Origin of the sequence: Kordia antarctica, assembly GCF_009901525.1 — a bacterium.
Taxonomy (GTDB): domain Bacteria; phylum Bacteroidota; class Bacteroidia; order Flavobacteriales; family Flavobacteriaceae; genus Kordia; species Kordia antarctica.
In genome coordinates this window covers 1,663,932-1,687,881 of the sequence record NZ_CP019288.1, presented here as the reverse complement: position 1 = coordinate 1,687,881, position 23,950 = coordinate 1,663,932, and the positions used below count along the sequence as shown (strand labels likewise).

The 23,950-nt window shown below is 32.7% G+C and carries 23 protein-coding genes; 7 read left to right on the top strand and 16 right to left on the bottom strand.

The annotated features are described in order from the left end of the window. Window positions 1-131 precede the first annotated feature (131 nt). Window positions 132-617 carry a peptide-methionine (R)-S-oxide reductase MsrB gene (gene msrB, locus IMCC3317_RS06850; protein ID WP_160128789.1) on the bottom strand — a complete coding sequence of 162 codons (486 nt, stop codon included), beginning with the start codon at window positions 615-617 and terminating at the stop codon, window positions 132-134. Between the two features lie 157 nt (window positions 618-774). Here msrB and glgA point away from each other — a divergent pair, with 157 nt between their 5' ends. Both glgA and IMCC3317_RS06840 read left to right on the top strand, forming a co-directional pair. After that, window positions 775-1,977, top strand: coding sequence for a glycogen synthase (gene glgA, locus IMCC3317_RS06845; protein ID WP_160128788.1), 1,203 nt, complete (start codon window positions 775-777; stop codon window positions 1,975-1,977). Between the two features lie 4 nt (window positions 1,978-1,981). After that, window positions 1,982-3,247, top strand: coding sequence for a glucose-1-phosphate adenylyltransferase (locus IMCC3317_RS06840; RefSeq protein ID WP_160128787.1), 1,266 nt, complete (start codon window positions 1,982-1,984; stop codon window positions 3,245-3,247). Window positions 3,248-3,345: 98 nt separating this feature from the next. Here the strand turns inward: IMCC3317_RS06840 and IMCC3317_RS06835 are convergent, their stop codons facing one another. From IMCC3317_RS06835 to IMCC3317_RS06815, 5 genes are all read right to left on the bottom strand, one after another. Further along, a complete protein-coding gene (locus tag IMCC3317_RS06835; protein WP_160128786.1) occupies window positions 3,346-4,668 on the bottom strand; it encodes an HTTM domain-containing protein in 1,323 nt (440 codons plus the stop codon). A gap of 122 nt (window positions 4,669-4,790) precedes the next feature. Further along, entirely contained in the window at window positions 4,791-5,309 is a 519-nt protein-coding gene (locus IMCC3317_RS06830; protein WP_160128785.1) for a toxin-antitoxin system YwqK family antitoxin, read from the bottom strand. Window positions 5,310-5,319: 10 nt separating this feature from the next. Further along, window positions 5,320-5,610 (bottom strand): TolB-like translocation protein, encoded by a 291-nt coding sequence (locus IMCC3317_RS06825; RefSeq protein WP_160128784.1) that lies wholly within the window; start codon window positions 5,608-5,610, stop codon window positions 5,320-5,322. 125 nt (window positions 5,611-5,735) lie between these two features. Then, entirely contained in the window at window positions 5,736-6,293 is a 558-nt protein-coding gene (locus tag IMCC3317_RS06820) for a tetratricopeptide repeat protein (protein ID WP_160128257.1), read from the bottom strand. Between the two features lie 170 nt (window positions 6,294-6,463). Next, a complete protein-coding gene (locus tag IMCC3317_RS06815; RefSeq protein WP_170293835.1) occupies window positions 6,464-7,174 on the bottom strand; it encodes a DUF6090 family protein in 711 nt (236 codons plus the stop codon). 270 nt (window positions 7,175-7,444) lie between these two features. Between IMCC3317_RS06815 and IMCC3317_RS06810 the strand changes: the two genes are divergently transcribed. Further along, window positions 7,445-7,663: a hypothetical protein gene (locus IMCC3317_RS06810; protein WP_160128782.1), complete on the top strand. Its 219-nt coding sequence runs from the start codon at window positions 7,445-7,447 to the stop codon at window positions 7,661-7,663. On the opposite strand, the gene IMCC3317_RS06805 is transcribed toward IMCC3317_RS06810, so the two are convergent. Beyond that, complete coding sequence (locus tag IMCC3317_RS06805; RefSeq protein WP_160128781.1) at window positions 7,617-7,922, bottom strand: hypothetical protein; 306 nt, start codon at window positions 7,920-7,922, stop codon at window positions 7,617-7,619. The two genes, IMCC3317_RS06810 and IMCC3317_RS06805, sit on opposite strands and share 47 nt — an antisense overlap. 201 nt (window positions 7,923-8,123) lie before the next feature. On the opposite strand from IMCC3317_RS06805, the gene IMCC3317_RS06800 reads away from it, so the two are divergent. Further along, entirely contained in the window at window positions 8,124-9,686 is a 1,563-nt protein-coding gene (locus tag IMCC3317_RS06800; RefSeq protein WP_160128780.1) for an IS1182 family transposase, read from the top strand. Window positions 9,687-9,770: 84 nt separating this feature from the next. Here the strand turns inward: IMCC3317_RS06800 and IMCC3317_RS06795 are convergent, their stop codons facing one another. The 6 genes from IMCC3317_RS06795 to IMCC3317_RS06770 all read right to left on the bottom strand — a co-directional run bounded on the left by IMCC3317_RS06795 (window position 9,771) and on the right by IMCC3317_RS06770 (window position 14,988). Then, window positions 9,771-10,811 (bottom strand): tetratricopeptide repeat protein, encoded by a 1,041-nt coding sequence (locus IMCC3317_RS06795; protein WP_160128779.1) that lies wholly within the window; start codon window positions 10,809-10,811, stop codon window positions 9,771-9,773. 466 nt (window positions 10,812-11,277) lie between these two features. After that, complete coding sequence (locus IMCC3317_RS06790) at window positions 11,278-12,270, bottom strand: leucine-rich repeat domain-containing protein (protein ID WP_160128778.1); 993 nt, start codon at window positions 12,268-12,270, stop codon at window positions 11,278-11,280. Next, window positions 12,270-12,575, bottom strand: a complete 306-nt coding sequence (locus IMCC3317_RS06785) for a hypothetical protein (protein ID WP_160128777.1) — start codon at window positions 12,573-12,575, stop codon at window positions 12,270-12,272. The genes IMCC3317_RS06790 and IMCC3317_RS06785 overlap by 1 nt, the downstream gene beginning before the upstream one ends. A gap of 159 nt (window positions 12,576-12,734) precedes the next feature. Beyond that, window positions 12,735-13,433 (bottom strand): hypothetical protein, encoded by a 699-nt coding sequence (locus IMCC3317_RS06780; protein WP_160128776.1) that lies wholly within the window; start codon window positions 13,431-13,433, stop codon window positions 12,735-12,737. 14 nt (window positions 13,434-13,447) lie between these two features. After that, a complete protein-coding gene (locus IMCC3317_RS06775; RefSeq protein WP_160128775.1) occupies window positions 13,448-14,389 on the bottom strand; it encodes a hypothetical protein in 942 nt (313 codons plus the stop codon). Between the two features lie 20 nt (window positions 14,390-14,409). Further along, window positions 14,410-14,988, bottom strand: coding sequence for an RDD family protein (locus IMCC3317_RS06770; RefSeq protein ID WP_160128774.1), 579 nt, complete (start codon window positions 14,986-14,988; stop codon window positions 14,410-14,412). Window positions 14,989-15,175: 187 nt separating this feature from the next. Between IMCC3317_RS06770 and IMCC3317_RS06765 the strand changes: the two genes are divergently transcribed. Beyond that, on the top strand, window positions 15,176-16,741 hold the full coding sequence (locus IMCC3317_RS06765) for an IS1182 family transposase (protein ID WP_160128255.1): 1,566 nt from the start codon (window positions 15,176-15,178) through the stop codon (window positions 16,739-16,741). 81 nt (window positions 16,742-16,822) lie between these two features. On the opposite strand, the gene IMCC3317_RS06760 is transcribed toward IMCC3317_RS06765, so the two are convergent. The 3 genes from IMCC3317_RS06760 to xerA form a co-directional block, all read right to left on the bottom strand. Beyond that, window positions 16,823-17,446: a toxin-antitoxin system YwqK family antitoxin gene (locus IMCC3317_RS06760; RefSeq protein ID WP_160128773.1), complete on the bottom strand. Its 624-nt coding sequence runs from the start codon at window positions 17,444-17,446 to the stop codon at window positions 16,823-16,825. Between the two features lie 142 nt (window positions 17,447-17,588). Continuing rightward, window positions 17,589-18,242 (bottom strand): hypothetical protein, encoded by a 654-nt coding sequence (locus IMCC3317_RS06755; protein ID WP_160128772.1) that lies wholly within the window; start codon window positions 18,240-18,242, stop codon window positions 17,589-17,591. Between the two features lie 71 nt (window positions 18,243-18,313). Further along, complete coding sequence (gene xerA / locus IMCC3317_RS06750) at window positions 18,314-19,384, bottom strand: site-specific tyrosine recombinase/integron integrase (RefSeq protein WP_228054973.1); 1,071 nt, start codon at window positions 19,382-19,384, stop codon at window positions 18,314-18,316. A 978-nt stretch (window positions 19,385-20,362) separates the two neighbouring features. On the opposite strand from xerA, the gene IMCC3317_RS06745 reads away from it, so the two are divergent. Continuing rightward, window positions 20,363-22,300, top strand: a complete 1,938-nt coding sequence (locus tag IMCC3317_RS06745; RefSeq protein ID WP_160128770.1) for an alpha-1,4-glucan--maltose-1-phosphate maltosyltransferase — start codon at window positions 20,363-20,365, stop codon at window positions 22,298-22,300. 20 nt (window positions 22,301-22,320) lie between these two features. Beyond that, the gene (locus IMCC3317_RS06740; protein WP_160128769.1) at window positions 22,321-23,949 is read left to right on the top strand and encodes a trehalose synthase; all 1,629 of its coding nucleotides are present in this window, start codon (window positions 22,321-22,323) and stop codon (window positions 23,947-23,949) included. The last annotated feature ends 1 nt before the right edge of the window (window position 23,950 follow it).

Here is a 23,950-nt window from a genome sequence, read left to right as displayed (position 1 = left end):
CCAAGAAGTCCAAAAATCTAATAATCCAAACAGTAAAACTTTAGTTTAAAAGTTTATCTAGTGTGTAAATAATTCACATATCAAAATACCAAAAGCACTTGCATTGAGCGAAGTCGAAATGAAGCAAGTCTTTATTCAGCTACAAACTTCAAAGCAACTCCATTAATACAATGTCTTTTTCCTGTGGTTTTTCTTGGGCCATCACCAAAAACGTGTCCTAAATGTCCGCCACAAGTTGCGCAATGTTCTTCGGTACGTGCATATCCAAGATCATAATCTGTTGAAAATGCTACATTTCCTTCAATCTCACGATCAAAACTTGGCCAACCTGTTCCAGAATCGAACTTATGTTCACTCTTAAACAAAGCCGTATTGCAACCTGCACAATAGAACGTTCCTTTTTTGTAATTTTTATTCAACGGACTGCTAAAAGCGCGTTCGGTTCCAGCTTCTCGTAACACATAAAAAGCTTCAGAACTCAATTGTGCTTTCCATTCAGTTTCGGTTTTAGTAACCTTAAACGTTTCTTGTTTTGTAGTTGTCTCTTTTTTTTCTTGTGCTGATGTACCACAGCTTAATAATAAACCGAAAACGGCAAGTAATACTATCTTTTTCATAATGTGAATTTAACAATAAGTTTATTTTTTATTGGTCGTAATAAATAGTTTAACATTACGAAAACGTTTTAGTAGATTTATATACCTTAAGGCTCACAAATTTAATTTTAATTGATTAATTTGTAAGCCACTACAATAGACCAAATCGAAAAAACAAATGAAAGTACTTTTTTTTACAAAAGAATTCCCGCCATACGTATATGGAGGCGCAGGAGTTCATGTTGAATATTTAGCAGACGAATTGAAGCAACTCATGGAAGTTGAAGTACGAAGTTTTGGCGATCAAGAAATAAATGAAAACAACTTAAGTGTCAAAGGTTTTTCAGGCGATCATTCAAGCTTTGCAAATACAGATAAAAAACTAAAACCTGTATTCAATACGCTCAATACCAATCTTGATATGAACGCCGATGCAATTGATGCAAATGTGGTGCATTGTCACACTTGGTATGCACAATTTGCAGGAATCATGGCAAAACTGTGTTATGGAACTCCGTTAGTAATTACAACACATTCATTGGAGCCGTTACGACCTTGGAAACGTGAACAACTTGGAAGAGGTTATGATGCTTCTTCTTGGATTGAAAAAACAGCGATTGAAATGGCAGATGCGATTATTGCCGTATCGGAAGAAACAAAAATTGACGTATTGCAGCATTTCAATGTAAATGAAGATAAAATAAAAGTCATCTACAACGGAATCAATTTAGAGCAATATCAATTCACACCAGAAAAAACAATTCTTGAAAAATTCAATATAGACGTTTCAAAACCATATGTATTATTTGTGGGAAGAATAACGCGTCAGAAAGGAATCATTCATTTAGTAAATGCCATCAAACATATTGATGAGCATACGCAAATAGTGTTGTGTGCCGGCGCGCCAGATACTCCAGAAATCGAAAAAGAAATGAAGGAAAGTATCGATGCTGTAAAGCAAACACGAAAAAATGTATTTTGGATTGCTGAAATGTTGCCAAAAGCAGACATCATTCAACTCTATTCGCATGCAACGGTTTTTTGTTGTCCTTCTATATATGAACCATTTGGAATCATAAATATAGAAGCAATGGCTTGTAAAACACCTGTAGTTGCAAGTGCTGTTGGTGGAATTAAAGAAGTTGTTGTACAAAATGAAACTGGAATTTTAGTTCAAATTGAACAACAAAAGACAGCACCTTTTGAACCTGTAAATCCAGAAAAATTCTCCAAAGACTTGGCGGATGGAATCAACAAAATTATTAACGACAAAGAACTTAGAAATAACATGGCAATTGCAAGTAGAAAACGTGTAGAAGACTTTTTTGACTGGAAAGCAATCGCAAAACAAACAGAAGCATTATACAAATCCATACTATAAAGACATGATTAACGACAAAGTACTAAGTATCATTTTAGGCGGTGGACAAGGTTCACGTTTATATCCACTAACAGAAGCAAGGTCAAAACCAGCAGTTCCAATTGCAGGAAAATACAGATTGGTTGATATTCCAATTTCAAACTGTATCAATTCGGATATTAAACGAATGTTTGTATTAACGCAATTCAACTCTGCATCGCTTAACAAACATATCTCAAACACATTTCACTTTAGCTTTTTCAGTTCGGCTTTTGTTGATGTCCTTGCGGCAGAACAGACAATTTCTAGTGACAAATGGTTTCAAGGAACGGCAGATGCGGTACGACAAAGTATGCATCATTTCTTAGCACACGATTTTGAATATGCGTTGATCCTTTCGGGAGATCAATTATACCAAATGGATTTCAACCAAATGATAAAAAAACATGAGGAAGCTAACGCAGAAATATCTATTGCAACATATCCTGTAAATGCTAAAGACGCAACATCGTTTGGAATTTTAAAAACGAATGAAGAAAATGTAATTACCTCATTTATTGAAAAACCAAAAGCAGATTTATTACCAGATTGGACTTCAGAAGTAAGTGAAGAAATGAAAGGTGAAGGTAGAAACTACTTAGCTTCTATGGGAATTTACATCTTCAATAGAGATTTACTTATCAAATTGATGGACAATCCTGATACGGTAGATTTTGGAAAAGAAATCATTCCACAAAGCATTCACGAACACAAAACCGTAAGTTTCCAATACGAAGGCTATTGGACAGATATTGGAAATATTGATTCGTTCTTTGAAGCCAATCTTGGATTAACAGACGACATTCCAAAATTCAATTTATACGATCAAAAGCAACGAATATATACGCATGCGCGAATATTGCCAACATCAAAAATCTCGGGAACGACGCTAAATAAAGCAGTTATTGGAGATGGTTGTATAATTCATGCAGCCAAAATAGAGCGTTCTGTCATTGGAATTAGATCACGTATTGGGAAAGAATCGGTGGTTATAAATACCTACATGATGGGAAGTGATAATTATGAATCTTTAGCTGAAATCGATAAAAAGAAAATTAATATTCTCATGGGAATTGGCGAGCGCTGTCATATTAAAAATGCAATTATCGACAGAAATTGTCGCATTGGAGATGATGTAAAAATAAATGGCGGGAAACATTTAGAAGACAAAGAAACAGATACGTATTGCATCAAAGAAGGAATTGTAGTAATCAAAAAAGGAGCTGTAATTCCTAAAGGAACAATTATTTAATCCCGTTGAAAAGCGGTTTTTTTTGTTTTTTATAGGCTCAATGTCATTAACTAATATTATGATGTTAATTGGTTTAACTTTTATTAATCCTATACAAATTATTGTTTTAGTGGAATCTCTAAAGGTAGTATCCAATCTGCCTTTTTATAGAAAGGATATTTAACTTTGGTCAAATCCACTTTAGGATCAATCAAATCAGCTCTGGGTCTTGTGTTAAGACGGCATCGTGACCTAACATGTACGGAAATTTTTTGCCCACTATTTGCGGCTTCTTCTGCTAGGAAATGTGCAAACTGCAATATCATATCGGGCTTGGTTTTTATTTTTTTTCGTTGCCGTTTGGTAAGGTATTTGGATAACTTAACTACTTTTGAGCTCTCAGTTTCATGATCTATAACAGTGAATTTTATTTTTGCCGACTTACTTCGTAATTTCATATGCCATGAAAACCGATGACCTTCTTCTGTCCAGTTCACATTTCCATCAAATAAAAAATGTCGGAGTGGTATTGTTACTTGAAAGAACATATAGATTCCCAATCCCCATAAAGCCCATCTTGATGTCACAAAAGAAATGGGTTTTTTAGTTTTGAATCTTTTCCAAAATCGGAGCTTTTCTGGTGGAAAGAAAATAAAAGTAGCGACAATCATAAACCAAGGGAAAATTCCGATCCCAAACAATTGGGAATTCATCAAATGAAAAGATGTTATTACGATAAATGCTACTAGTCTAGTTTTTCTATAAACGAGCAATGGAAATATCAATAAATCGAGAAATAGTCCACCATATGAAAATAAATAGACCATCCATTCCTCGTTGAACCATTGCCCAATTACGGGAAAGTCAGTTCGCGATGAAAGCCATTTTCTCATTGGTTCACCTTGTAACCAATCGCCATTTATTTTCGCAAGTCCCCCAAAAAAGTAGGCGATTCCCAATTGTATTCTTAGCCACCACAAGGTCCAACTAGGCACCCAATCTCTTTTTATTTTTGGAAAAATATATGCGTCTACTGAAAATGCTCGATTTGCAGGTAAAAAAATCATAATGAAACTGAGCAGGATGATTAAGTAGAAGTGATTGAGGTAATTTGTTTTGTCTAGTAAAAAAATGAACGAAAAGCCTAAAAAGAATAGTATAGTACTTATTCTATATAGAAATCCAATTGCGATAAAAAAAGCAAGAAGTCCCAACAGATAAAAATGGTAATACATACCATCACCTGTCCATGGTGTAACCCAGCCGAACCCTTCATAGGTAAAATAAAAGTCAGGATCTATCCAATAACGCTTTATCCAATTATGATCAAAATACCTAAATACTTCCCACAATAAAGTCAAACCAAAAGCAATTCTAAAGAATACCAGGCCTGCAATGTCAATTGGTAGATTTAATATTTCCTTTACTTTTGATAAATTCATTTTACAAGCTTTTTCGATAGTTAAAACAGCATCCCATAAAATGCTAACTTTAGAGGTATTTAGGTAAAAATTAATTTGAATTCACTTGTTTTTCACCTTAGTTCTTTGTTAAGCAACGTTTATTACTTCGCTGTAGTTGAAATCAGTTCATCATATTCATAAAACGCTGTCTTTTGTAAAATTCCATTTTCATCATAGTAATTCCAAATCCCGTGCTTTTTTCCATTCATCCAACTCGTTTTGGATTTTACTTGTCCGTTATTGAAGTAAAATTTGAAAATCCCAATTGGAATATCCATATCGTAATACTCTTCCTGTCTTAAAACTCCGTTTTCGTGATAATATTCCCAAAGTCCGTGTCCTTTTCCATCAATCCAAAACGCACTATATTTAAGTTGTCCGTTTTCATACCATTCTTGCCATAAGCCATTGGCTAATCCATCTTTTACAGTTTGCCAAGACTTAGGCTTACCATTCGGAAAGCTTTCAATTATATGACCTGTAAATGGTTTGTCGTTAAAAGTGTTTAACTTTATTCCATTTTCTTTAACTGTTTGAATTTTTGAAACGTCAATTGTCGTTTGTCCAAAGGAAAGCGAAGTAAATGTTAGAATTGTTAGTATAGTAAGTACAAATTTCATAAGTCTATTTTTAGTCGTCAATATTTTCCAAATTGAGGTATTCTGTTTCCATAAAGAAAATACTCCATTCTCCAAACTCGTAATTTCCTAAACTCTCTGCTCTGCTAAAGAAGAAATATTTACCATCTCTCGAAAATCGTGGACTACTTTCTTCATCTTTAGTGTTTATTAAAGCGCTAATTGGTTTTGCTTTGCTCCATCCGTTTTCAGTCTTTTTGGAAACGAAAATATCTTCGCCACCTGCTCCGTTTGGTGCATCGTAAGAATTGAAAACTAAATAATTGCCATCTGGTGAAATCACAGCCGAATAAATCCAATATTTTTCATCTTCAAAAATTCCGTTAATTATTTTGTGTTTTGTTCAAAATTTTGAAATATTATTAAAAAAGATAGCTGTGCAACTGTCACCAATATTACCCAACGTTTTTAGTTTTTAGTTTCAGTTTTTATTTTATTCAAAATTTTGGATTTTAGCCAAATGCTTGTTTCATTCAAACTGTCAATTTCAAAACTTTGATTAATCAAATCCAATGCTTGACTATTATTGCCTCTTTCAAAATAAAAAAGAGCACTGTTATTTAAAAGAGAATTGTTTTTGGGATTAAGTTTAACCGCTTGATTGTAATTTGTTTTCGCCCGTTCTAAATCATTAGTTTTGTCATAATATACTGCTAAATGAAACCATATTTCCCAATAAGTATCATCCATTTTTTTTGATTTTAAATAATACTTTTCAGCCATTTTAAGACTATCTTGTTTTTCATATACATTTCCAATAAGTGTATATATATTACTCAAAGTTGTACTATCAATTTTTGCATTAGAATTTATTACGTTCAAGTATATTCTTTTGGCTTCCTCATATTTTCCCTCTCCATATAGTTCGCTCCCTTTAATAAGTTTGAAATTATCGAATAATTCTTTACTTTCATTACAACTGGATAAGAAAGAAGTTAAAAATAAAATTGTCAAAAGTCTATTCATATTTTAGTGAGTGAGTTCAAATATTTGCACAACGGTTTTGTGTATGGTTTCCTTGCGTGTTTAGGTAACTAATTTAGCAAAAGAAAACGAACCAGAGGAAATTCCGAAGGAATTTCCAAGTAGGCGATAACCTAGCAATTAAATATACACGTTGTTAGCCTTTCGTTATTTTATCTGACTGTTAAATCATTTTGAATTTTGCTAATTAATTCAATTGCGATCAACCTCATTTTTTCATATTCTCTTAAAACTCTTTGTTTCCTCTGGAAATCAAACAAGAGATTATTCCTTCCTTTTGGTTCAGAAATAAGTTTTATTAAATTTTGTCGATTTTCATTTTTATCTTGAAAATGAGGAAAATCATTACTGTGCTTTATTTCAAATTCGTTTTGGCTAGAATACCAATAATTACCTTCGTTATTTGTTGACTCAACTTCCCAGTTAATAATTGTATTGAAAATCTTTTTTCTAGTTGTATAGTAATTATATATTTTTTTTGAAAGACTATCATTTTTTGATAATTTAGATATTCCTAAATTTTTGATTTTAGTAAAAGTCGTAGTATTTAAATCATAGTTTGAATAATGCGGAGTGATTATGAATGAAAGACTATCTGTTGAAATATTCTCGTATTGAGAAAGAGACAACAATTTGGTTTTATAATCTATAACGTATTTATAAAATCCAATTGCATTATTAAATGCAAGAGTATCAGATACTAAATCTTCTTTTAAGTTGTGTAGATAGGTTGTCATTTTTGCATTAGCTAACCGCTCGCTATTCCAATTATTTATCTGCAAAGCAATTAATATACCAATGACTACAAGTATAATTTCTCCGATAGCATATTTTAAATACTTTCCAGTTTTGTTTTTCTCCATAAGATCGTAACGTATTTTTCTAAAGAATTTTATCATTGGTTTATTGGTTGGTCATAATGAAGGCTAACGTGTTCGTGTATGGTTTCGTTGCGTTGTTTCAGCAGTGAATTTACTAAATAAAACACGAACGGCGAAATTCCGCAGGAATTTCCCAAGTGAGCGATTACTAGCAATAAAGTTTATACGGTGTTGGCAAATCGTTTTTTATGTCCTATTTTATTTCTCCTAATTTTCATTTTTTTGTTTATATAAATTATAATTCAAACATTTATGACTAAAGAAGAAAAGGAATTCAAAATAGCCCAAATAATAAGAAGTTGTTTAAGTGAAACCGATAAAGAGAAAATCATAAAAGTTTATGAAAAATTTGAAATGGATTCCGAATTAGAAAGAGAAAACTTATTACAAGGAAAGCAAGAAACATTAATTCCTATTATTTCCGTTAGTTTTGGCTGGAAAGTCCAACTGGCTTTATGTAAGAACAGTTAATGTGAATTTTTTCCTTTTTCAACTCAGAATCTAATATTATTCCAAAATTTGGGCAACAAACAAAAACGTGTATATCAGGAATTCCATCAATTAACTGAATCATAATATCAAAAATTGATTTTGAATGAGTAAAGCAATTTATTCCTTTTATATGTTTTCTGATTTTTGTTTCAACAAATTTTAATAAATCTTTCTCAATATCTGTTAAATCAATAAATTCAGTTCCTTTTTGATGTTTATTTTGAATGGTAATATTCATTTTTTAGGTTTTGAGTGAGTAATGTTTGCCAACGTGTTTGTGTATGGAAAGTTGCGTTTTTGTGAGCGAGGATTTTCCAAAGGAAAATCAGACGTAACAAAAGTGCAACGACCATTATTTAAAGACTAATGTAGCAATTTTTTATATACATTGTACCTGTTGCACAAGCCTAAGGTATTGATAAATTTCGTATCTTGATATATGCAAGGCAAAAAAATCTACCAAGAAAAACTATTCAACAATTTTCAACTAAGCGATCGGATTCCAAAAGAAAATTTTTATCGTCGTTTATCTTCTGAGTTAGATTTAACGTATTTATATGAACTTACCAAAGTCTATTACGGAAGTAGCGGACAAAAAAGCATTGATCCTGTTGTGTTCTTCAAACTATGTTTGGTTGGTTATTTAGAAAATATTATTAGTGATCGTAAGTTGATTCAGCATTGTAGTCTACGCTTGGATATTTTGTATTTTCTGGGGTATGATATTGATGAAGAACTTCCATGGCATAGTACGATAAGTAGAACGCGACAATTATTCCCTGAATCAATATTTGAAGAAGTTTTTACACGAGTTTTCATGCTTTGTGTAGACAAAGGAATGGTAAGCGGTCACACACAAGCAATCGATTCTGCACCAATAAAAGCGAATGCTTCGATGGATAGCTTGGAGTTAAAAGTTCCTGAAGAAGAATTGGACGCACATTTATCCAAAGTTCGGGTTCAGAGTTACCGAGATCGTCAAGTTCAAAACAAGGCAAGTAAAGAACAACAGGTTATTACTGCTAACGATCAGGAACTCAAAGCTATCACATCAAGGAACAAGAAATGGGCAAAGGATCAAGATAGGCGACCAGGCGCAGGCAATAAAGGAAGTCGGTATACCAGTAACAAAACGCATTACAGTCCCACAGATCCTGATGCTCGCATTAGTGTAAAACCTGGCAAAGCAAGAAAGCTCAATTACATGAGTCAACTCAGTGTAGACACCGCACATCATGTGATTAGCGATATTAAGGCATATCATGCTGATAAGAGAGACAATCAGTATTTGCAAGATATAACTATTAGAACTCAAAGACGTTTGCGAAAAGGAGGATTATTATGGGAAAATCTAGTGGCAGATACTGGGTATAGTAGCGGCGAGAACTATGCCTTTTTAGAATCTCAAGGTTTAAAAAGTTACATTCCACCGCATGGTACTTACAAAGGTGGTCCAGATGATTTTATATATGACAAAGAATCGGATCATTATGTGTGTCCACAAGGAAAGATTATTCCTTTTAAAAAGGTATTTTATGAAGGAGTAAATAACAATAAAAAGAAAGAATATCGTGCCTCAAAAAAAGTATGCATCGGTTGTCCACTAAGAAGCACTTGTTTAAAGAAGAGTCAAGAAAAGCGTATTACGATAACCTATTATGTGGAAGAATATGAACGAAACATTGCTAGAGTCCATAGCAATCAAGGACGTTATATGAAGAGGAAACGTCAAAGCACAGTAGAACCAGTATTTGGTACACTAAAGGAATATATGGGACTCAGAAAGATCAATACTTTAGGAATAAAGCAAGCAAATAAAGTAATGCATATGGCTGCTATTGCTTATAATCTGAAGAAATACCTAAAGTTCGTTACAAAAATGGCAAAAAGTGCAGCCAAAATAGGCAATGCTATTTTTTCAGAACTAAAAGCAACTCAAAACTTCATAGCAACTATTTTAAGCCATGTAAATTATTCAAATGTACACTTACTAAAAACCTAAAAAAGCCCTTAAAAGGGCTTTTTTTATATTAATTTTGTTGTTTTTATAGGCTTGTGCAACGGTTACCGGTGTTGCCCACAGTTATTATTCATATTTCCAAAGTTCATATTTAGTCCAAAATTCTTTAGCTTGATTTTGTGGACTTTTATATCCTTTATTTTCGTTTTCGTATGCTTTCTTTATCCAATAAGCAGATTTGTTTTTACTTGTAAGAGTTCCTTCTCCAAAATAGTAAAGCTTCCCTAAATAAAATTGAGCATTTGGATTATTTTGTTCTGCTCCCATTTTATACCAATAAAATGTTTTGGATTTGTCTTTTAATGTTCCTTCTCCTTTCCAATACATTTCCGCTAACATAATTTGTGCTGTAGCGTCTCCTTGTTCTGCACTTTTTTTGAACCAGTTAAATGCTTTTCCTTTATTCACTGAAGTTCCATCTCCATAACTATACATTCCTGCTAAATTTAGAAATGCTTTTGTAAATCCCTGTTCTGCACTTTTTTTACACCAATAAAATGCTTTTTCTTTATCAACAGAGGTTCCTTCTCCGAAACTATATAATTGAGAAAGGTAATATTGACCTTCTGCATTTCCATTTTCAGCTAATTCCGTAAATACTTCTAAATCTGTCTTTTTGGTTTCAGATTTTGGTTTTATTTCTTCGTTCTTTTTCTTAAATTCTTTAAACTGAATGTAAATTTCGTGTTTAACAATAAATAGAGTGATGTCAAGAAACTCTGTATTCCAAATGATAACGTCCTCGTCTTTTTTTAATGATATACCATATTTTTGATTTATGGCATAATCAATTTCAATTAATTCTTTTTCTAAATCTGTTTTTGATGAATAACTTTTTTGGATTAAAATAAATGAAAATACACCTTCTTTATCGAAAAAAACTCTTTCTCCTTTAAATGCGAATTTTGTTAAAAAATGAATTTTTTCCGATGTTAATTTATTCAAATCAATTCCATAATCTTCATCAATTTTTTGAAGGTCAGAAAGAGAGTAATTGTAATTTTCAATATTTTGATTAAAATCAATATTTAAAGCAATTTGTTGTGTTGTTTGAGAATTTGCATAAAAAAAGATAAATGCAGTTATTAAAGTAATTATATTTTTCATTTCTCTACTTCTTTATTAAACTTTTAAAGTCGTTAATATCGTATGAAGGTAAGAATGTAAAAGCACTAGCTTGATGAATTCCTACAATTTCAACTTCTTGATTATCTGTTAACATTGGTGCAAAAAACACCTCACTTTCAAAAATGTCATACATATCAACTTTTATTTTATTTTATTTCAAATATTCACGAGTTGGTAAAATATAAAATCTATTTATTATGAACCCTTCCTTCATTTTGCATTTATTTTCTAGAGGTTCAAGTTTATAATAAAGTTCCTTTGCTTCTTTGAATTTCATAGGGTTTTTGTTTAATTGTGGGCAACGTGTTTGTATATGGTTTGTTGCGTGTTGAAGCACTAAATTTAGCAAATAAAAACCGAATAGAAAATCCGCGAGGACTTTCGTAAGTAGGCAAGAACTAGCAATAAATTATATACGGTGTTGGCAAATCGTTTTTCTTCCTAACTATGGTTTTATTTCGCAATTCGGAAGATATTCTTTCAAGTTAGAAATCTGTTCGTCTTTTAGTATGTTATCCTCCAAATTAATTAATACTAAATTTTTGCTTTTGTATAAATTCTCTATCTTGTCAATGTAATTATCTTTTAAAATTAAAATCCTTAACTGTCCAAGCATTTCTAGATTACCTAACGATTGAACCTTGTTATTTGACAAATTAATATGTTCAAGTTTACTGAATGGAATGTTTGAGTAATATCCTCCAAATGCGTGAATTTTATTGTGAGTTAAATTTAAATAATTCAGTTGTTTTAGTGTCTGGATTGGACCAAAATTTCTTGATGTTATTAGGTTATTACTTAGATTAAGATATTTCAAGTTTGGTAAATCAGTTAAAAACTCAATCTCAGAAATATTTGATTCAATAATTTCCAATTTTTCCAGTTCTTTAAATTCTCTAATTGGTGAGTAATCTTTAATATACAGTTGTGGTAGTTGTAACCCTTTTTCATCTCCTAATCTTGAAATAAGATGATTACAAATTTTAATGGTTGTAATGTTTTTAATTTTCAACAATTCATTTATTGTAGGTTTATTGTCATCTTCAAATGAAAAACATTCTATAAATATCGATTTCCAAATTTTATCTAGTTCATTCCACCATTCAATTTCAGATGTGCTTGTTTCTATAATGTCTAAGACAGCTTTAGTTTCTTTTTTTTCTTTTGCATTTGGCTTTATTTTTTCTGAAACTGTTGTTCGAGATTTTTCATAATTTTTAATGTTATTCTTTGAATTTTTATCGCTTTTGAACGAAATTCCAGGAAGAATGACAGCTAAACCTATCATTATGAAGAAAAATAATAATGCTGTTAATATATTTATAGTACCTTCAAATAAAGCATTTGGATTTGTAAATAATAGATAGATTGCCGCAATCACAATACTTGTAATCCCAATATATGATGCGCAACCTGTCCCTTTAGAATATCTTGCCATTACAAGTCAATAACTTCAAAAGGATAATTATAAATTTTGTTACAATATTCAGCACACTTTTTTAAATACTGCCTTCTATGTTGAATACTATTGAAAATTGCTAATGGAACTGTCCAATTCCATTTGGCTAAAAAATCTTCCCTTTCGTAGTTTAATTCGTCTTTGATTGCTTGAGTAACATATCCACCTTTGAAGTTGTCTTTATGTTTAAGATATAGTTCGTCAATCAATTCAATTTCATCGTTAAAATCTTTTTCAAGTTCAGAAATAATTATGTCATAGTTTTTTTGATAATTTTCTTCCATAAAGTTCTGTCAAATGTTTGCCAACGTGTTTGTGTATGATTTCGTTGCGTGTTTAAGCACTAAATTTAGCAAATAAATCATAGATAGAAAGTCCGCGAGGACTTTCGTAAGTAGGCTATAACTAGCAATGAATTATACACGGTGTTGGCAAATCGTTTTTTATCCTCTATATATTTTAGTGTTTTTCGGTACGAAAGTAGATTTGTTATCAGCTTTATATATTCTCCAACCATAAACTTGATATTGTTCTAATGTGCAATCGTTTGGAAAAGGTTTAAATAATTGAGTTCCTATTTTACTAGGAAATGGCATATTCTGCCATTTTTTTGTAAGAGGTTTCCAAGTGGATAAATGACCTGGGTCATTAGATACAATACTTAAACTTTTTAAACCTAAAGATTTCGTCGAAAGAATGGGATTTGGACGAGCAGATTTTTTCATTTTAAATTCAGGACTATTGAATAGTGATTGAAGTTTTTTCTTTTTACCTCCAATTAGAAAAATGCAAGAGGTTCCATATTCGCTTGCCAAAGATTCTAATCTTACTAAATCCCATAGGATACTTTGTACAGAAGGAACTGATTGTCCTATCCATTTAGTCTCAATAGCTAAAATAGGTTCTCTATCGTCATTTAAAACTGCAAAATCTACTTTGGGTTTTGCTCCACGTCCAGTAGAATATTTACTTATTATTGGATGTATAAATTCAGAGTGAACATTTGAACCATAAATTGAACTTAAAATTTGACCAATTGGAAATGATAAATACCTTTCGCTAAAAAGACCAGCTTTATTACAATGCTGTTCAAAAATCAACCAACCACCAATACCTTCTGCTAATCTTCGTTCAATTTTCATTTTTGGATGCGTTTTTAAAAATCATTGTCATAAATATTTGTTGGAATATTCGTTGGATGGTTTTTAGAAATAAGTTCTATCTCTTTTGAATAATTTTTAAAAAACTGTTCACAATCTCCCATTAATTCCATAGCGAATTTTCCAAAATAATCGGAAGTTACTACTGTCAGTAAACTAGAGTTTTGTTCTTCAAAAGACTTGGTGGAAACCACAGTTGAATAGTCAACTTCTAGAAGTTCAATATCGTTGTCGTAATTCAAAGACGCCTCAATCAAATCTCCTTCAATCACAACGATAGGAACATATATATTACAAAATTTCTTATTTGATTCATTAGACTTTTTAACTAAATATTCAGTTGCTTTAGTTACACTTTGTGTTGCTGAATATGCTAAATTTTTATTCTCACTATGAGAAGTAACTATATTATAACCATACTTTTTTAAATCAGGGAAAAGAATTGGTGAGCGATAATCATTATTTTTTAATATGGTTTGAACAAGTATTTGGGCATTCTTACTTGCAAATAATGGTGGCTGTATGTTTTGCGATTTGTTGTCCGAATGATTGGTGAAAACTACCCAAGGTTTTCCAATTGTCTTTTTACATTCGAAAATGAAAGTCAAATTGAACCAAACATTATTAATTCCTTTAGTAACGTGAGCTATTATATCAGTTTCACGATATTTCCCTGTTTCGGAATCTTTATAAAGTATAGATTGTGCTATGTCAAATCCGTGTTCTTTGAGAGTCTTTGCAACTTTCATTTCTAAAGGATATCCATTTTTGTTAATCCAACTTTTTATGCTTTTTAGTTTGTCGCTCATAAATGTTTGCCAACGTGTTCGTGTATGGCTTGTTGCGTTGGCGAGAACTAAGTTAACAAAAGAAAACGAACCAGAGGAAATTCCGTAGGAATTTCCAAGTAGGCTAGAACCGAGCAATTGGTTATACACGTTGTTGGCAAATCGTTTTTTTAATTCATATTCGGCATTAATAGACTCAATCCATAAAAGTAAATTACTCCAATAATTAAAATTCCAATGAGATTTAATTTCAGAGTTTTTCTTTTAAGGTCAGTCCAAATCGATTTTACTTTTTCTTTTTCAGAAACAACAACTTTTGTATTTGCTAATAAATCGCCAATTCTCCTTTTAGGATTTATTAATCCGACAATAACTTCTAAAGGCCAAGCAACAGCAATTGTCAAATTCCGCACAAAACATTGTAATTCAGATGCTGGCTTTTCAGTTTTTCTATTAATAACTTGGAATCCCAAAATCCGTTTTGCAGGACTTTTTGCATTAAAAAAATCTTTATTGAGATAAATAAACATCATAAAAAAGAAAATCACAGAGAAAGTTCCGTCTCCAATTTCCAATATTCCATTTGTTTTTAAAATCATTAGAAAAATCATTGGTGGAACAATTACAAAAGTCATAATGAAATGGTCTAATAACATACTCAAAACTCGGTTAATTCTTGAGTTACTATTCGTGACTTTAGAAATTTCATCGACTACTATTCCATCAGTATTATTGTTCCTTTCTGTCATTCCTTAAATGTTTGCCAACGTTGTTGTGTATGGTTAGTTGCGTGGTTAAGCAACTAATTTAGCAAATAAATCACAGATAGAATATTCCGCAGGAATGTTCGTAAGTCGGCAGTGACCAAGCAATAAATTATACACGGTGTGCCTGTTGCACAAGCCTAAGGTATTGATAAATTTCGTATCTTGATATATGCAAGGCAAAAAAATCTATCAAGAAAAACTATTCAACAATTTTCAACTAAGTGATCGGATTCCAAAAGAAAATTTTTATCGTCGTTTATCTTCTGAGTTAGATTTAGATTATTTGTATGAACTTACCAAAGTCTATTACGGAAGTAGCGGACAAAAAAGCATTGATCCTGTTGTGTTCTTCAAACTATGTTTGGTTGGTTATTTAGAAAATATTATTAGTGATCGTAAGTTGATTCAGCATTGTAGTCTACGCTTGGATATTTTGTATTTTCTGGGGTATGATATTGATGAAGAACTTCCATGGCATAGTACGATAAGTAGAACCCGACAGTTATTCCCTGAATCAATATTTGAAGAAGTTTTTACACGAGTTTTCATGCTTTGTGTAGACAAAGGAATGGTAAGCGGTCACACACAGGCAATCGATTCTGCACCAATAAAAGCGAATGCTTCGATGGATAGCTTGGAGTTAAAAGTTCCTGAAGAAGAATTGGACTCACATTTATCCAAAGTTCGGGTTCAGAGTTACCGAGATCGTCAAGTTCAAAACAAGGCAAGTAAAGAACAACAGGTTATTACTGCAAATGATCAGGAACTTAAAGCTATCACATCAAGGAACAAGAAATGGGCAAAGGATCAAGATAGGCGACCAGGTGCTGGCAATAAAGGAAGTCGGTATACCAGTAACAAAACGCATTACAGTCCCACAGATCCTGATGCTCGCATTAGTGTAAAACCTGGCAAAGCAAGAAAACTCAATTATATGAGTCAACTCAGTGTAGACACCGCACATCATGTGATTAGCGATATTAAGGCATATCATGCTGATAAGAGAGACAATCAGTATTTACAAGATATAACTATTAGAACTCAAAGACGTTTGCGAAAAACAGGGTTATTATGGGAAAACCTAGTGGCAGATACTGGGTATAGTAGTGGCGAGAACTATGCCTTTTTAGAATCTCAAGGTTTAAAAAGTTACATTCCACCGCATGGTACTTACAAAGGTGGTCCAGATGATTTTATATATGACAAAGAATCGGATCACTATGTGTGTCCACAAGGAAAGATTATTCCTTTTAAAAAGGTATTTTTAGATTATCGAACAAAGACCAAAAAAAAAGAATATCGTGGTTCCTCCAAAATATGTAAAGGTTGTCCAATAGCTTCGCAATGTTTAGGTAAAACAGCTAAAGAAAAGAAATTTTCGGTTACGTATTACAGAGACGAATATGAACGAAATATAGAAAGAGTGAACAGCAATCAAGGACGTTATATGAAGAGAAAACGTCAAAGCACAGTAGAACCAGTATTTGGTACACTAAAGGAATATATGGGACTCAGAAAGATCAATACTTTAGGAATAAAGCAAGCAAATAAAGTGATGCATATGTCAGCGATTGCTTATAATCTGAAGAAATACCTAAAGTTCGTTACAAAAATGGCAAAAAGTGCAGCCAAAATAGGCAATGCTATTTTTTCAGAACTAAAAGCAACTCAAAACTTCATAGCAACTATTTTAAGCCATGTAAATTATTCAAATGTATACTTACTAAAAACCTAAAAAAGCCCTTAAAAGGGCTTTTTTTATATTAATTTTGTTGTTTTTATAGGCTTGTGCAACGGTTACCGGTGTTGTGCATAGTTAATTATTCCTTTCAATATATGTTTTTTCGGTTTCTCTATTAGTCATTTCTCCGTTTTTGTCAAACATCTTAATTATTGTTTTTCTTTTCTTATTCTTATAAGTCTGATATTCTTCCAAATCTCCATTTTCATCGTAATAGTCAATCCGTGTGTAATTGAGAGTTAGATTTTCATAAAAGTATTGAGCGCGTAGTATTCCGTTTTTTCGATATTCTTTGATTTCAATGGGTTTTCCATTTTCGTATGTTCCTTCAGTCCGCTTATTTCCATTTTCATAAAAATCCGTTTCAATTCCGTCACATACTTTTTCGCAATTTAGATAAGTCCAGCGTTTTGAATGTAATTCACTTCCACCTGCAAAAAGAATTTTTGGTATTCTTATAGTGTCATTTTTGGTCTTAAAAGATGTCGAATATTGAAGTACCCAATCATCAATTTCCTTAAAAACTGTTATGAGGTCATAAATCGAGTGTGGTATATATAAAACCTCAAATTCAGGTTCAATTATCTGGTTAGAACAGTCATCATAAAAAACTAAATTCGGATTATCTTTTCTACTGTTCTGGCTAAAACACGAGTAGCTAATAATGAGCAGAAAGATTAATTTTAGGACTGTTTTCATAATTATGCACAACGTGTTTGTATATGGTTTGTTGCGTGGTTTAAGCACTAAAGTTAGCAAATAAAAACCGAATAGAAAATCCGCGAGGATTTTCGTAAGTAGGCTAGAACTAGCAATAAATTATATACGGTGTTGTAGCACGTTATTCTGCGTAATATTTCAATTTATTCGCCACATTTTTTATACCAAGTATATTGCTAAAATTTCTTTTATAGCCTATGATTTTTAAACTATTCCATTCTGTAAAAAGCACATTGTCTTTGTCTTTTATTTCGCAATCTTTATTTTTCACAAATTGATTAAATGCACTTTTTCCTTCGCAAATTATGATTTTCGGCTTAATTAATTTTACTAATTTATCAATCCATTTTTCCGATTTAGTATAAACTTTAGATGGTTTTAAATGACTTAAAAACTGGTGAAGTTCTTTTTCGTTTGTCGTTGCAAAAAAGAAACAATTTGATTTTACTGATTTTTTTAAATCATCGCTTGTCAATTCCGCCATTTCAAATAATTTTCTAGTCTGTTGAGCTAATCTATATTCTCCCTTTAAATATTCCGAATTTTCTAATGGACTAAATCGTTTAAGGTATCTATTATTAGTGTTAAAAAATCCGGCACCAGGATTTATTCCGATAAACATTATTTTCGGACGAATAATTAATGGTGAGAATAAAATCTGTATTCCTTTATAATATTTGTCGGTTTTTGATTTTAATTTTTCGTCAGATTGGAATTCTTCATAATAAGTTTCCACTTCCTTTTTTAATTCTAAATATTTAGCTGGTAATTCCAATAATTTTGATTTGTTACGAGTATTTTTTAATGTGCTACAACTAGTTATATCAAAACAAATATACTTGTTTTTCAGTTACTATTACGGGATAACAGAACTTTTGAGTTACTATTTCCCGATTCTTTTATTTTTTGCAAAGCAACATCCAAAGGGTTCGAAATAGCCATTAAATCCTTTCGCTGTACATGTGTATAAATCATAGTCGTCTCAGGTCGTGAATGACCTAACAGTGTTTGAATATATCGTATGTCAACACCATTTTCTAATAAATGTGTCGCATAACTATGCCGCAATGTATGTGGCGTCACATTTTTGGTAATCTTTGCAACTTTACAATTACTCTTTATAAATTTTCGAATGCTTTCTGCACTATATTTCCTATTGCTTTTCCCTTCAATGAAATATATTTTTGGGCTATAGGAGTAATAGTAATTTGATAACAACGGTAAAAAACTCTCAGCCAAACTAACAAACCTATCTTTTGCGCCTTTCGCGTTTCTAACAACTAACTGTTTTCTATCTATATCTATTTCCGAAAGTTTCAAATTAATGATTTCACTTACTCTTAACCCGCAAGAATATAGTAATGTAATAATTGTTCTATGCTTTAAATTTTTAGTACATCGTATTAAATCTAAAACTTCTTCTTGAGATAATATATTCGGTAATTTCTTAGTTTTCTTGGGTCTTGACAGTTCCAAATTATTGATGCTACTATTTTTCTGAAATACCACAAACAACTTTAAAGCACTTATAAATTGTCGTTGTGTACTAATTGCGTAATTTCTTTTTACATAAATATCCTCAATAAACAATTCAACATCTCTATTGGTTAGTTCATCTGTACTCTTACTTTTATGATACGCAACAAAATCTGCAACTAAATACGTGTAAACTTGGACTGTGCTTTTACTGTAGCGTTTTCCTTTTAAAAACTTAAAAAAATTATTAAGAATCGTTTTTTGTTCATCAGATAAGACCCGAACTTTCTTTTTTGAGCCATGATTTTTATCTAAATCTTTAGTATCAATGATACAATGAGGTTTTAAAACGCTAGAAATAGCAGCTAAGTTTTCACTATTATTTTCAATATACCAACTCTTTTGTGAACTACTCCATGTAGTTCCAAGTGTTGATTTCACAAGCTCGATAAGCTTTTCATTATAAGAAAAACGGATGAAAATTTGATCCGATTTTCGATGAACTCGATTAGATAAATATACAGTAGAAAGCTTTTTCATTTAATTAGCAAAAGAGAAAGATATAAAAATTATTTAATACAATGAAAGTTATACCAAATTGTCTTTAAACTATTACTTTAAAGTTTATTAGGTATTGTATAGTATAATAGTCCCAAAATGCATACAACAGATTTTTGCAAAGAAGTGAAAACACTCATTTTACGAAATTCGCAATAAAGTCATCATTTTTAATCATTTTATTAAATAATTCTCAATAAAAATGCTCCCGAAACATTCTCGCATCAATGCGACAGGCTTTCGGGAAGTCCCGAAACGTTCTCGCTGATGTGTAGGAAGCTTTCGGGAAGTCCCGAAACGATCTCGCTGATGTGTAGGAAGCTTTCGGGAAGTCCCGAAACGTTCTCGCAGACGTGTAGGAAGCTTTCGGGAAGTCCCGAAACGTCCATATTGAAAAAAATAAGTGCACACTGAGCGGAGTCTAAGTGCGCAGCCGTGCAACAAGCTTCCGTCAACGGACGGAATGTTCTCGTTGACGTGCAGGAAGCTTTCGGGAAGTTCAGAGTGAGAAGTTATGAGTGAGAAAAAACAAATAAACAAATAAACAAATCAACACTTCGACACTTCGACAAGCTCAGTGTAAACACCAAACAGACAACCCATAACTGAGAACCCATAACAGGAGCAAAGCGACCAACCCAAAACAGACAACCCATAACTGAGAACCCATAACAGGAGCAAAGCGACCAACCCAAAACAGACAACCCATAACTGAGAACCCATAACAGGAGCAAAGCGACCAACCCAAAACCACTTCGAAATCGTTGTAGTATATTTATAAGTCAGATAATGATGCAAGTAGTATGAAAATTGCCGCTAAATTTATTAATTTCGGGATTCAAAACGCAAACAATTCCAAACATGCAAAATCAAAAACGTGTCGTTATCGATCAAATCTCACCGCAACTCAACAATGGTGAATTTTTTATCAAACGAATTGTAAACGAAATCGTAACAATAAACGCACATGTCTTAGTGGACGGACATGATGTCATTGCGGCTTCTGTGTTATACAAACACGAAAAAGAACGTACTTGGAAAGAAGCACGCATGCACGAAACAGGAAACGACGAATGGCAAGCTTCTTTTATAGTAGAAAAACAAGGTTTCTATACGTACAAAGTAGAAGGTTGGGTTGATTATGCACTAAATTGGCAACACGGAGCAGAACGGAAAATTGCCGATAATCAACACATCGTTTCGGAACTCTTAGAAGGTGTTGATTACTTAAAAGCATTCCTTAAAAAAGCAACGAAAACGGAAAAAGAATATCTTCAAAACTGTATTGCAAACTTTCAAGATGCTTCCAAATATAAGGAAGCGATTGAAGCGGCGAGAAGTGAAGAATTACACAATATATTTGTAAAATATCCTGAAAAAATACTAGCAAATTCATCGCACGAATTGCAAGTATATGTCGATCGTAAAAAAGCACAATTCAGTACGTGGTACGAATTCTTTCCACGTTCGGCTTCGGAAACGGAAGGACAACACGGAACGTTCAAAGATTGCGAGCGTTTGCTACCAAAAGTTTCCGACATGGGATTTGATACGTTGTACTTTCCGCCAATTCATCCAATTGGAGAAGTCAATCGGAAAGGGAAAAACAATACTACGGAAGCGAAAGAAGGCGATGTTGGTTCGGCTTGGGGAATTGGCTCACAATATGGCGGACACAAAGATACGCATCCGCAATTGGGAAGTATTGAAGACTTCAAAAGCTTAATCGCGAAAGCGAAAGAATACAATATAGAAATCGCAATGGATTACGCATTGCAAGCCGCACCCGATCATCCTTGGGTAAAAGAACATCCAAATTGGTTCAAATGGCGACCAGACGGAACGGTTCAATATGCGGAAAATCCACCAAAAAAATACCAAGACATTCTTCCAATTTATTGGGAAAGTGAAGACTATAAAAACTTATGGAACGAATGTTTAAGTACATTATTTCATTGGATTGAGTGCGGAGTGGAAGTTTTCCGAGTAGACAATCCGCATACAAAACCATATTATTTCTGGAATTGGGCAATTTCCGAAGTCAAAAAGAAACATCCAAACGTGATCTTTCTCGCGGAAGCGTTCACCAGACCAAAAGTAATGCAACAATTGGCAAAACAAGGATATTCGCAATCGTACACGTATTTCACTTGGCGTGATAACAAAAAAGAGCTCATTGAATACATGAACGAACTCACGCAAACAGAACAAAAAGAATACATGCGACCAAATTTTTGGCCAAATACGCCAGATATAAATCCGTTTCACTTGCAAGGCGCCAATGAAGCAAAATACATTCAACGGTATGCGTTGGCGGCAACGTTGAGTTCTAACATTGGAATTTACGGACCTGTTTTTGAGCAAATGATTGACGATGCGATTCCTGGAAAAGAAGAATATTACATGTCTGAGAAGTTTCAATTGTGTCATTATGATTGGAATAAACAAAACAAACTCACAACCTTAATTGGTCGTATCAACGCAATTCGTCACGAACATGAAGCATTGCAACAAACGAATAATATCAAATTTTGTGACATTGAAAATGATAATTTACTAGGTTTCTATAAGTGGAATCAAGATCGCACAAGCGAAGTTCTAATCATTATCAGTTTAGATCAATATTACGCGCAACAAGGAAACTTACAATTGCCGTTACACGATTTAGGAATTCAGCAAGGTCAAAAAGTAACCGTAAACGATTTAATTACAGGAAATAGTTACAATTGGTACAGCGAATGGAATTTTGTAGAATTGCATCCTGCGTTGCCGTTTCACATTTTTAAAATCAATAAGTAGATTCAGTAAAACTGTTTGTTATGACTAAAAAAACCACCGAAACCAATTTACAAGCTGCATACAATTTCAATGATTCTTGGGAAGAATTATTAGAAAATAAAGCCTTTGTAAAAGCATTTTTGTCAGATGTTTTGGAAGATTATATCCTAAAACAACGTTGGTACGGTGGAAAATCAAGCAAACTAAAATACATTGAACTCTCGGAATATTTCCGCATTCAGCAACATGGCGAAGTCTATTTTGGCTTAATCTTGGAAGTAAATTTTGTAGAAGCATTCTATCAACATTACTTCTTACCGATTGCATTTGTGTCGGATGAAAGTTTTGCACAAGAAGATCGAATTTTGCCAATCAGCATCAAAGATCAATCAGGTTTTATCATTGACGCGATCAATCTAGAAGCATTTCGAAAACTGGTTTTTGAGCGAATTCACACGGCAATTCCAAACGATCAAACGAAAGTACAATATCATAAAAGTTTGCAATTTCAGGACAAAATCTATGAATCTTCTCGATTTATGGGCTTGGAGCAAAGCAATACTTCAATCGTATACAATGAAAGTTTTGTATTGAAATTCTTCCGAAGAATCTACGCAAACAAAAATCCTGACTACGAGATGAGTCGATTTTTGTCTGAAAAGAAAAACTTCAAAAATACGCCAGCATATCTAGGAAGTGTCAATTTGGTAGATTCCGAGAAGGAAAATATTACGATTGCACTTATGCAAGAAATGGTGCCAAATGAAGGCGATGCGTGGGAATATATGTTGAAAGAATTACACAAAGTATTCTCAAATCTTGAATACAAAAAAATAGACATTCAAAAATTACCCGAAACGGAACTCTTTTTACGTTTAGACATTCGTGATGTTCCGCCACAAATCATTGATTGGGTTGGATTGAATCTATTCTTAAAAATTCAAAAACTAGCCGAACGAACTGCCGAAATGCACATTGCACTCGGAAGTGAGTTTGAAGAAACAGCGTTTACGCCAACACATTTTAATGGCGATTATTCGGTTTGGCTGAAAAACAGATTACTCTATCAATTTCAAAACAGATTGAACGCGGTTGAAAACAATTTGCACAAATTGGATGGTTTGGCATTAACATTAGCACAAGAATTTTTAGACAAGAAAAATACAATTCGGAAGCGTTTTGTTAATTTCGATTGGACAAAACTCAAAGGCGAACGCATTCGAGTGCATGGCGATTATCATTTAGGTCAAATCTTGGTGAAAGATGATGATTTTTACATTCTCGATTTTGAAGGCGAACCAGAAAGTACCATTCGCGATCGGAAAGTAAAACAGCCGCCATTAAAAGATGTTGCAGGACTTTTTAGAAGTTTTCACTATGCGATTTATGCAACTATTTTCAATCATACGGACGATTACAAACATTCGCAAGAAGAATTATTTGAAGCGGGCGAATTATTATATAAATACCTCATTGGTGTATTCTTAAAAACGTACATTACCAAAATTCAAAATGCAAATCTCAACATTGGGTACAGTCAAGAACGTATCTTTTTACTAAAATATTCATTGCTTGAAAAAGCGGTTTACGAACTTGGGTACGAACTCAACTCACGACCACTTTGGGCAGTTATTCCACTCAAAGGAATCACGAACATAATCAATCATTAAA

Bases quoted from the DNA above. Each gene is read 5' to 3' on its own strand.
- msrB (WP_160128789.1), bottom strand. From the start codon at position 617: ATGAAAAAGATAGTATTACTTGCCGTTTTCGGTTTATTATTAAGCTGT.
- glgA (WP_160128788.1), top strand. From the start codon at position 775: ATGAAAGTACTTTTTTTTACAAAAGAATTCCCGCCATACGTATATGGA.
- IMCC3317_RS06840 (WP_160128787.1), top strand. From the start codon at position 1,982: ATGATTAACGACAAAGTACTAAGTATCATTTTAGGCGGTGGACAAGGT.
- IMCC3317_RS06835 (WP_160128786.1), bottom strand. From the start codon at position 4,668: ATGAATTTATCAAAAGTAAAGGAAATATTAAATCTACCAATTGACATT.
- IMCC3317_RS06830 (WP_160128785.1), bottom strand. From the start codon at position 5,309: ATGAAATTTGTACTTACTATACTAACAATTCTAACATTTACTTCGCTT.
- IMCC3317_RS06820 (WP_160128257.1), bottom strand. From the start codon at position 6,293: ATGAATAGACTTTTGACAATTTTATTTTTAACTTCTTTCTTATCCAGT.
- IMCC3317_RS06815 (WP_170293835.1), bottom strand. From the start codon at position 7,174: ATGGAGAAAAACAAAACTGGAAAGTATTTAAAATATGCTATCGGAGAA.
- IMCC3317_RS06810 (WP_160128782.1), top strand. From the start codon at position 7,445: ATGACTAAAGAAGAAAAGGAATTCAAAATAGCCCAAATAATAAGAAGT.
- IMCC3317_RS06805 (WP_160128781.1), bottom strand. From the start codon at position 7,922: ATGAATATTACCATTCAAAATAAACATCAAAAAGGAACTGAATTTATT.
- IMCC3317_RS06800 (WP_160128780.1), top strand. From the start codon at position 8,124: ATGCAAGGCAAAAAAATCTACCAAGAAAAACTATTCAACAATTTTCAA.
- IMCC3317_RS06795 (WP_160128779.1), bottom strand. From the start codon at position 10,811: ATGAAAAATATAATTACTTTAATAACTGCATTTATCTTTTTTTATGCA.
- IMCC3317_RS06790 (WP_160128778.1), bottom strand. From the start codon at position 12,270: ATGGCAAGATATTCTAAAGGGACAGGTTGCGCATCATATATTGGGATT.
- IMCC3317_RS06785 (WP_160128777.1), bottom strand. From the start codon at position 12,575: ATGGAAGAAAATTATCAAAAAAACTATGACATAATTATTTCTGAACTT.
- IMCC3317_RS06780 (WP_160128776.1), bottom strand. From the start codon at position 13,433: ATGAAAATTGAACGAAGATTAGCAGAAGGTATTGGTGGTTGGTTGATT.
- IMCC3317_RS06770 (WP_160128774.1), bottom strand. From the start codon at position 14,988: ATGACAGAAAGGAACAATAATACTGATGGAATAGTAGTCGATGAAATT.
- IMCC3317_RS06765 (WP_160128255.1), top strand. From the start codon at position 15,176: ATGCAAGGCAAAAAAATCTATCAAGAAAAACTATTCAACAATTTTCAA.
- IMCC3317_RS06760 (WP_160128773.1), bottom strand. From the start codon at position 17,446: ATGAAAACAGTCCTAAAATTAATCTTTCTGCTCATTATTAGCTACTCG.
- IMCC3317_RS06745 (WP_160128770.1), top strand. From the start codon at position 20,363: ATGCAAAATCAAAAACGTGTCGTTATCGATCAAATCTCACCGCAACTC.
- IMCC3317_RS06740 (WP_160128769.1), top strand. From the start codon at position 22,321: ATGACTAAAAAAACCACCGAAACCAATTTACAAGCTGCATACAATTTC.